This is a genomic window from Streptomyces sp., assembly GCF_031178505.1.
In the GTDB taxonomy this organism is placed as follows: domain Bacteria; phylum Actinomycetota; class Actinomycetes; order Streptomycetales; family Streptomycetaceae; genus Streptomyces; species Streptomyces gulbargensis.
This window is the reverse complement of record NZ_JAPSIW010000509.1, coordinates 1-5,256: the sequence shown is the minus strand read 5'-3', so window position 1 is coordinate 5,256 and position 5,256 is coordinate 1. Positions and strand designations below refer to the sequence as shown.

Sequence of the window (5,256 nt, the reverse complement as noted above, 5' to 3'; positions counted from 1 at the left end):
TCGTCCCCGTCAGCGACGGCTCCCCGACGCTCCTCCCGCCGCCCGAGGGCGACGACCTGGAACTCGCCGCCGACGCGGGACTGCCGTTCCACGCCTGACCGCCCCGCGTAACCGAACCTCCCAGTACGAGAGTCCCTCGCCATGTACGAGCTGTCCCGGGTCCGCCTCTACTCCATCGGCCCCGCCGGTGCGCGCTACGCCGACACCGTCCTGGACCTGCGCGGAGTCGGTGCCCCCGTGCCCCACCCCGCTCCCACCCAGGCGGAGTTCTTCGAGGAGGAGCCGGTCGGCCCGCCGCGCCGCCCCGCCCCCGCGGGCGTGCTGTTCCTGGAGAACGGCGGCGGCAAGTCCGTCCTCCTGAAGCTGATCTTCTCGGTCATGCTGCCCGGCCACCGCAACACCCTGGGCGGCGCCAGCTCCGGCGTGCTCCGCAAGTTCCTCCTCGCCGACGACTGCGGCCACGTCGCCCTGGAATGGCAGCACACCCTCACCGGCGAGCTGGTCGTCGTCGGCAAGGCCAGCGAGTGGCGCGGCCGCCAGGTCTCCAACGACCCGCGGAAGTTCGCCGAGGCCTGGTACTCCTTCCGCCCCGGTCCCGGGCTCAGCCTGGACAGCCTCCCCGTCGCCGAGGCCACCTCCGTCCGCCCCCCGGTGGAGGGCGCGTCCGGCGCCACCGGCCGCCGCCGCACCATGAAGGGCTTCCGCGACGCGCTCACCGAGGCCGGCAAGGCGTACCCGCACCTGGAGGTGTACTGGGAGGAGATCCACGACCGCTGGAACGAACACCTCGGCGAACTCGGCCTCGACCCCGAACTCTTCCGCTACCAGCGTGAGATGAACGCCGACGAGGGCGAGGCGGCCGGCCTCTTCGCGGTCAAGAAGGACTCCGACTTCACGGACCTGCTCCTGCGGGCCGTCACCGACACCCGTGACACCGACGGCCTCGCCGACCTCGTCGGCGGCTTCGGCAACAAGCTCGGCCGCCGCGCCGAACTGACCGCCGAGCGCGAGTTCACCGCCGGATCCGTGGACCTCCTGAACCGGATCGTGGAAGCCGCGGAGACCCGGGCCCACGCGCGCGAGGTCCACGCCGGCGCCGAGCGCCGCACCCGTACCCTCGCCCGCCGGTTCTCCGCCCGAGCCGCCGAGGAGCGGGGCCGGGCCGCGGAACTCGCCCAGCGCGTCACGTCCGCCGCGCACGCCGTCTCCGAGGCCGAGACGGCCCGTGGCCGCAGCGCCCTCATCGCCGCCGAACTCGCCTTCCGGCACGCCTCGCTGGCGCTCACCGCGGCCGAGAAGGGCGCCGCCGCCCAGCGCCGCGAGCTCCTGGAGGCCCGCACCCTGCACTCCGCCTGGCAGGCCGCCGAGGCGGTCCTGCGCCACCGTGCCGCCGCCGACCGTTCGGCGCGCGTGGCCGCCGCCATCCGCGAGGCCGAGCGCGACGCCGCTCCGGCCCTCGCCGCCCGCGCCAAGGCCGCCGCCGACCTCGTACGGGCCCTCGCCGCGGCCGCCGAGGACGGCGAGCGGCACGCCGCCGAGGAGGAGGAGCGGTCCACCGCCCTCCAGGAGGCGGGCGAGGCCGCCCACCGGGACGCCACCGCCGCCGCGACGGAGGCCCAGCGGGCCCGCAGCGAGGCCGGACACCTGCGCCAGCGCCTCGCCGAGGTCGAGCAGGAGACCGCCGAGGCGGTACGGGCCGGCTGGCTCGACGACTCGGCCCCCGACGCCGACCCGGCCCGCGCCGCGCTGGCCGCCAGCGACGCGGAGAAGTCGACGGTCGCCGCCTGGGACGCGGCCCGCGAGGCCGCCCGCACGGCCGCCGAACGGGCCCGCGAGGCCGCCGCCGCCGAGGCCCGCGCCGAACTCGCCGCCGCCCGGGCGGCGGACGCGGCCGATGCCGCCGAGAACTCCTACGAGGCCGAGCGCCGCGCCGCCGAATCGCTGGCCGCCGAGGAGCGCCTGGCCGAGCTGCTGAGCCTGCCGAGCACCCCCACGTCCTCGCTGCCTGGTCAGCGCACCGGCGCCGTTCCCGGCCAGGCCGGCCCCGCGGCCGCCGGAAGCCGCGGTGACGGCACGGCCGGTCCCGCCGGTTCCTCCTCCGTTGACCACAGTCCCGGCGACCAGGCTGCCGACAGCCACGTGCCGGTCGGCGAGCAGGCGGCCGGCGGCCGCCGCCGGGAGCCCGGCACCGCCGCCGCCACGACCGGCTCCGGCCACGTCCCCGGCGCCGCCTTCGGCCTCGCGGCCACTGCCCGGGGCCCGCTCACCGTCACCGAGTTCGACCGGTACGCCGACGAGCTGCGCGCCCTGCTCGACCGGGCCGTCGCCGCCGCCGAGCGCCAGCTGTTCGAGCTGCGGACCGCGGCCGCCGACGACTCCCGCATCCTCGGCGCCCTCGGCGACGGCGGCCTCCTGCCGCCCGGCCCCGACGTCCTCGCGACCGTCGAGTACCTCGGCGAGCACGGCATCCCCGCCCTCCCCGGCTGGCGCTACCTCGCCCAGGCCGTCGATCCCGCCGACCACGCGCGCGTGCTCGCGGCCCGCCCCGAGCTCGTCGACGGCGTGGTGATCACCGACCCCGTCTCGTACGGACGCGCCCGCGAGGTCCTCTCCGCCGCCGCCCTGCTGCCCCGGTCCGCCGTGGCGGTCGGCACCGCCGCCGCCCTCCTCGCTCCCGTCCCCGCCCGGGACGCGGACGGGGACGACACCGGGGTGTTCCTCGTCCCGCCGAACCCGGCCATGCACGACGAGCACGCGGCCGACGAGGAGCGGCACGCCCTGCGCGCCCGCGCCGCCGCCCGCGACGAGGAGATCCGCGTCCTCGCCGCCCGCCTCGCCGGCGACCGCGCCCTCGCGGCGCGCATCGGGGCCTGGCGCGCCGACTGCCCGCCCGGCATGCTCGCCGAACTCGCCGCCGCGGCCACCACCGCCCGGGAGAAGGCCGAGGCCGCCGCCGCCACCCTCGCCGAGGCCCGCACGGCACGGGCGGAGGCCGAGGAGGCGGCAGCCGACGCCGCCCAGGTCCGTGACGAGCGGCAGGAGGCCGCCCAGCGGGCCCGCCGCGCCGCCGACGCCCTCGCCGGACTCGCCTTCCGGCTCCGCGAGCGGTCCGCCTGGCAGGCCAAGCTCCGCGAACTCGCCGACGACGCCGCCGAGGCCGAGGCCCGTGCCCAGACCTGCCTGGAGCGGGCCCGCGCCGCCGACGAGGACCGCCGCGCCGCCCAGCGCGCCGCCGACGACGCCCACCGCACCGCCCGCGCCCTGCGGGCCGAACGCGCCGAGATCGCCGGTGCCCCCGAGAGCCTCCCGGAGGAGGACGCCGACGCGCCCCGCGTCGCCCTCCCCACCCTCCGCGAGGCCTACCGGGCCGCCTCCCAGCTGTACGAGAAGGTCGGCGTCGGCGCCGACCTCCGCGCCGAACAGGCCCGCGCCGAGAGCGACGAGTCCGCCGCGCTCGCCGAGCTCGACCGGCTCACCAACAAGGTCCGCACCCGCGCCGAACAGCTCCTGGAATCCACCGACGGCGCGGACGGCCCGTCCCGGCAGGCCGCCGCGGCCCGCGCCGAGTCCCTGGTGCAGATGCTGGAGTCGCGCGCCTCCGAGGCGAGCGAGAAGCTGGGCCGCCTGCGCGGTGAGGCCGAGCGCCTCGCCCCCGAGGACGGCGAGGCCCACACCGAGCTGCCCGAGGAGCTGGTGCCCGCCGACGCCGAGCAGGCCCAGGCCCTGCTGCGTACGGCCACCGCCGAACTCGCCGCCCGGACCGAGGCGCTGGAGGCGGCCCGCGCCGCGCACGCCGGCCTGCTGCGCGACCACCGGTCCGCCGAGGACGCGGCCGGCGGCTTCGACGAGACCGCCGCCCTGCTGCGGGACCTCCTGCGCGACCACACGGACGAGGAGGGCGAGGAGCCCGGCCCGTACCCCGGCGGCCTGGAGGAGGCCCGGACCGCCGCCGCCGAGGCCCGCCGCGCGCTGCGCACCCGCACCGCGGAACTGTCCGCGGCGGACGCGGCGGTCCGCGAGGCCGGCGACATCCTCGTCCGGCACGCCAACTCCACCCGGTACGAGCAGGTCCGCACCCCCGCCCGCCAGCAGATCCGCGAACTGCCCTCCTCCGCGCTCCCCGAGCACGCCGCCAAGTGGGCCGAGGCCTTCGCGCCCCGGCTCCGCGTCCTCACCGACGAACTGGAGCAGCTGGAGCGCAACCGCGACTCGATCGTGGACCGGCTGCGCGGGCTCGTGGAGTCCTCCCTCGCCACCCTCCGCTCCGCGCAGCGGCTCTCCCGGCTCCCCGAGGGACTCGGCGAGTGGTCCGGGCAGGAGTTCCTCCGCATCCGCTTCGAGGAGCCCGACCAGGCCACGCTCACCGAACGGCTCGGCGAGGTCGTCGACGAGGCGACCCGTGCCGCCGTCAGGAAGAACTCCGACCTGCGCAGGGACGGCATGTCCCTGCTGCTGCGCGGGGTGCAGGCGGCGCTCGAACCCCGCGGGGTCTCGGTCGAGATCCTCAAGCCGGACGCCGTGCTCCGGGCCGAGCGGGTCCCCGTCGGGCAGATGGGCGACGTGTTCTCGGGCGGCCAGCTGCTCACCGCGGCCATCGCCCTGTACTGCACGATGGCAGCGCTCCGCTCCAACGACCGGGGCCGCGACAAGCACCGGCACGCGGGCACGCTGTTCCTCGACAACCCCATCGGCCGGGCCAACGCCACGTACCTGCTGGAACTCCAGCGGGCGGTGTCGGACGCGCTCGGCGTCCAGCTGCTCTACACGACGGGCCTGTTCGACACGACGGCGCTCGCCGAGTTCCCGCTGGTGATCCGGCTGCGCAACGACGCCGACCTGCGGGCCGGACTGAAGTACATCAGCGTGGAGGAGCACCTGCGGCCCGGTCTGCCGCAGCCCGCGGGGGAGGGCGAGACCATCCACGGGGAGATCACGGCGACGCGGATGTTCCGCCGCCACGATGCCGGCGAACCGGCCGGCGCCACGGCCCCGGCCCGGTAGGAACGCCGTCGCGGCCGACGTGACCGGCAGGCCACGGCGTACGGCGGGCCAGATCGTTCTAGGAGCACGGTGTGCCGGAGGCACGGCGTACGGAAGCGGGGGGGCCCCCCCCCCCCCGGCCCGCGCCCGCGCCGCGGCGGGGGCGCCGGGGGGGCCGGGCCGGGCGGCGCCCCCCCCCCCGGGGCCGGCGGTGGGGGGGGGGGGGGGGGTGGGGTTGGGGGGGGGGGTGGGTGCGCCCGACGCCGTCAGCACGCC

1 protein-coding gene is annotated in these 5,256 nt (G+C 77.9%); it reads left to right on the top strand.

Going from position 1 to position 5,256, the window contains the following annotated elements; all coding sequences use genetic code 11:
• Positions 1-141 precede the first annotated feature (141 nt).
• Positions 142-5,001, top strand: coding sequence for a hypothetical protein (locus tag RIF68_RS26520; RefSeq protein ID WP_309053822.1), 4,860 nt, complete (start codon positions 142-144; stop codon positions 4,999-5,001).
• Positions 5,002-5,256: the final 255 nt, after the last annotated feature.

Excerpts from the sequence above, each read along its gene's own strand:
- RIF68_RS26520 (WP_309053822.1), top strand. The coding sequence starts at position 142 with ATGTACGAGCTGTCCCGGGTCCGCCTCTACTCCATCGGCCCCGCCGGT.